Source organism: Actinomycetes bacterium (assembly GCA_036510875.1).
In the GTDB taxonomy this organism is placed as follows: domain Bacteria; phylum Actinomycetota; class Actinomycetes; order Prado026; family Prado026; genus DATCDE01.
The window spans coordinates 1-4,345 of sequence record DATCDE010000359.1 but is presented as its reverse complement, the minus strand read 5'-3'; the positions used below and the strand labels follow the sequence as shown (position 1 = coordinate 4,345).

Here is a 4,345-nt window from a genome sequence, read left to right as displayed (position 1 = left end):
CCCCACATCCGAGAAGATCCACACCTACGCCGAGGCCGTCACCGCCGGTGACGCGCTCGTCGCGATCAACGGCCGGGTCGAAGGCCTCGACAGCCTCGGCGGGATCATCCAGGACGAGTTCGGCTTCCTCGCTGCCTTCCTCCTCCCGCTGCTGGGGATCAGCCTCGTCGCGAAGGTCACCCGGCGTGAGGAGGAGGCCGGGCGGCTCGAGGCGGTCCTCGGGGGCCGGGTCGCGCGCCACGTCCCGGTGCTGGCCGGGCTCATCGTCGCCTCCGCCGCCATCTTCGTCACCGCCATCGCGTTCGCCCTCGGGCTCATCGCCTCCGGGGTGCCCGTCACCGGGTCGGTCCTCTACGCCGCGTCCCTCGGCGCCCTCGCCTTCGTCTTCGCCGGGCTCGCTGCGCTGCTCGCCCAGGTCACTCTGCACTCCCGGGGCGTCTACGTGTGGAGCCTGCTCGTCCTCGCCGTGGCCTACCTGCTGCGGGGCGTCGGAGACGTGACAAAGACGTGGGTCACCTGGCTCTCACCGCTCGGCTGGGCCGAGAAGGCCGCACCGTTCGGGGCGATGCGGTGGTGGACCCTGCTCATCCCCCTCGCCGTCGGTGGGCTGCTCGCCACGCTCGCCGTCCTCGTCGCCGGACGCCGCGACCTCGGTAGCTCCCTCTTCCGCGGGGGCGCGGGGCCGGCTCGGGCCACGACCTGGCTGCGCAGCCCGCTCGGGCTGGCGACCGCCATCCACCGCCCGGCGGTCCTCGGTTGGCTCGCCGGTGCCCTGGTCATCGCGGGCATGATGGGCGCGCTCGCGCAGCAGTTCGTCGACGCCGTCGCCGGCAGCCCGGCCATGGCCGAGGCCATCGGGATGTCGGGTGCGCAACCCGAGGACGGGTTCGTCGCCCTTACCCAGCTCTATATCGCCATCATCGCCATGGGGTATGCCGTCCAGGCCGTCGGCGGCCTGCGCGGCGAGGAGACCGCCGGCCGTCTCGAGCCTCGACTGTCCGGCACCCTGTCCCGCATGCGCTGGCTCGCCGCGCACGGGCTCGTCATCGTCACCGGCCTCGTCGTCATCGTGATCGTCTCCTCGGTCGTGCTGGCCGCGGCGACGGCGTGGTCGATGGGCACCGCGGTTCAGCTGGGTCGCGTCGTCGGGGCGGGCGCGGCCTACCTGCCGGCCGAGCTCCTCGTCGGCGGGCTGGCGCTCGCGCTGTTCGGCGTGCGGCCCAGGGCGTTCCCGGCGGGCTGGGCGGTCTTCGCCCTCGTCGCCTTCATCGCCTCCCTCGGCCCGGGCCTCAAGCTGGCCGGATGGGCGCTCGACCTGTCCCCGACGACCCATGTCGGCAACCCTCCGCTGGGCACCGTCGAGGCGCTGCCGCTCGTCGTCCTCGGCGCCATCGTCGCGGGCCTCGGCGTGGCCGCGGCGGTCGGCTTCCGCCGTCGGGGAGTGCCGCAGGGCTGATCCGGTGGAGCGCCGTCGGCGCCCCCGCCGCCGGTGCCGCGGGCCGCCCCCTCGGGTGAGCTATCAACCGCCGAGCTCGGAGTCTCGTCGTGCTGTCCGCCGACCGCCCGCCGCTGCATGTGCCCGGGGCGGCCCGGTTCATCGCCGGTGGGCGCCCTGGCCCGATCCAGCGAGGAGCCCGATGTTCGCGGTCGCCGCCATCGCCATGATCAGCTCGCGGCGCGGCTTCGACAGCCTCGCCGGATTGCTCGAACGCGGCCACCAGCTGCGGGGCACCGCCGGTGGTGCAGACGCCGCGCCGATCTTGCCGTCGACGGCGATCACCCGACGCCGGCCAGGTGCCCAACCCGGGTGGCCATCCGCGCCCCATCCGCACAGCCAGGTTTCGGCGTCCAACAAGGCCAGCGATCGACGGTCGGTGGACTCCGTCGGCAGCACCTGGTCTGCACCGATACCCAAGCGGGACAGCTCGTCCCGGCCCGCATCGTGGATCCACTCGGCGATCCCGAGCAGCGTCCGCGCCCCGGCCAACACGGCCTTCGTGGCCGCGTTGGCTCGGATGTCGAGTTAGCTGATCATGGACGAGCCGACGACGGATCTGGACCCGTTGAAGTGGTGTTTTCAGGATTGCGTCCACCGCCAACGCGCGCGAGACGCACCGTGTTGGTGTCCAGCCACATCCGGCGATCGCGTCGCTATGTCCGCAGGAGGCCGAACGCGCCGCGCCGGCGGGCAGCCCGACCTGACTTCCCGCCGACGATCACGCCGAACACCCGTACCGATAACACAACGGCCGAGGCCGATGCGCTGGATCGAGTCTTCCGGGATCGGCTGCCGGACCGACCGCGGGCGCAGCTGCGCACCGCGACCCTCTCCCCGCCAGGGGCCGAACCGCTGTCCGGCGTCGGCTGGACGGAGCGGGCGCTGGCGCTGGCCATTTCTGATCGGATGTGGAACTGTGCGCACAGCGGCGCGGCGATTCACCAGGCTCACCGAGCTGGCATCCATGGATCCACCAACCACCGCGGCGAACCACGATTCCCGAACATCGACCCTGCGGCTACGCGCGGAAGCCGCCCGGGCGAATCCGCTGCGGCTGGACCGGACTCGCCAGCCCGCAATCACGCCAGGCAACTCGTTGCTCAGCGAGGTCGACGCGATCGGCGATCCAGGGAAAGCGCCGTGAATCCGACGCGGTCACCACCGGGTGGACACGACGGACGGCTCCTGGGATACCCCACCGGGGATCGTCGTCCCGGACCGCTACTGGGCATCGAAAACGACAGCGGCCAGGACAGGGCTGGCACGGTTGGTTGCACCGGCCGAACCGTTGCGCGGCACCGCCCGGGCTGATCGGGACCATTGGCACTACGCGCCGATCAGGGCGGCGGTAAGTGTGAGGCGGTGGTCATCGTCGTCCGGTTTCGCCCGTGAGTCGAGCATGAGGGGCGCCTGCCGGGAGCAGACGAGGAACCGAACCCCGCGGCGGGGAGGGAGGACAGCGGCCCGCCCCGGGGTTATCGCCCGGTATCTCGTCCCTGCGTGGTGTGCTGCGTTCCGCGGCCCCGCAGCCCACCGCGAGCGGTGATCGGCGGGGTGGGGCCCTCACGTCGGATCCCGTTACGGGGCAGCCGATGAGCGCTGTCACCCCGCCGGGGGAATCGGCCGCCAGCGCCGAGGTGAGCGCGCTGACCCGGCTCTACCGTAAGGGTCCGGTGCGCCGCGCCGCGGCGCTGCTCGGGCCGGCCTTCGTCGCCGCGGTGGCCTACATCGACCCGGGGAACTTCGCGACGAACTTCGCCGCCGGCGCTGGGTACGGCTACCTGCTGGTCTGGGTCGTCGTGCTGGCCAATGCGATGGCGATGCTGGTGCAGTACCTGGCGGCGAAGGTGGGGGTGGTGACCGGGAAAGACCTACCCGAACTGTGCCGGGAACACTTTCCCCGACCGGTGTCGATCGGGTTGTGGGCGCAGGCCGAACTGATCGCCATGGCCACCGACCTGGCGGAATTCGTCGGCGCCGCGGTCGGGTTGAACCTGCTGTTCGGGGTGCCGTTACTGCCCGCCGGGCTGATCACCGCGGTGGTCGCGTTCGGGCTGCTGGCGCTGGAACAACGCGGCTACCGCCGGTTCGAGCTGGCCATCATCGCCCTGCTGGCCCTGATCTTCCTGGGATTCCTCTACGACCTCACGCTGGTGGGCACGTCCGTGCCCTCGGCGGTCGCGGGGCTGATCCCCCGCTTGGACGGACCGGGCAGCGTGCTCCTGGCGGTCGGGATCATCGGCGCCACGGTGATGCCCCACGTGGTGTACCTGCATTCAGCGTTGACGAAGCGGCGGATCCGGCCCGCGGACCACGACGAACGCCGAACCCTGCTGCGCTGGGCCCGGATCGACGTCTGCATCGCGCTCAGCGTCGCCGGAGTCATCAATCTGAGCATGCTGCTGATCGCCGCCTCGCTGTTCCACACCGCCGGGCTCACCGACATCGACACCATCGAGGCCGCGCACGCCGGACTGGCCCACTACGTGGGCGGTGGGGCAGCGCTGGCGTTCGCGGTCGCGCTATTGGCATCCGGACTGTCCTCGTCCAGCGTCGGGACCTACGCCGGGCAGGTTGTGATGCAAGGGTTCATCCGCACCAGCATCCCGCTGTTCCTTCGCCGCGGACTGACCATGCTGCCGGCTCTCACCGTCCTCGCGCTGGGTCTGCCCACCACGGCCAGCTTGGTCATCTCCCAGGTCGTGCTGTCCTTCGGGATCCCCTTCGCCCTCATCCCGCTGCTGCTGATCACCCGCCGCCGCGACATCATGGGACCCTTCACCAACCAGCGGATCACCACTGCCACAGCAGGTCTCATTGTGGGAATCATCATCGCGCTGAACATTT

At 71.2% G+C, this 4,345-nt stretch carries 3 protein-coding genes; 2 read left to right on the top strand and 1 reads right to left on the bottom strand.

The window, feature by feature from the left end; translation table 11 throughout:
- The coding region (locus VIM19_20540) for a hypothetical protein (GenBank protein HEY5187225.1) at positions 1 to 1,456 on the top strand (1,456 nt) is incomplete at its 5' end.
- Between the two features lie 138 nt (positions 1,457 to 1,594).
- Here VIM19_20540 and VIM19_20535 read toward each other — a convergent pair.
- A complete protein-coding gene (locus VIM19_20535) occupies positions 1,595 to 1,987 on the bottom strand; it encodes a hypothetical protein (protein HEY5187224.1) in 393 nt (130 codons plus the stop codon).
- 1,103 nt (positions 1,988 to 3,090) lie between these two features.
- Between VIM19_20535 and VIM19_20530 the strand changes: the two genes are divergently transcribed.
- Positions 3,091 to 4,345: Nramp family divalent metal transporter (locus VIM19_20530; protein HEY5187223.1), on the top strand; the 1,255-nt coding region annotated here is incomplete at its 3' end.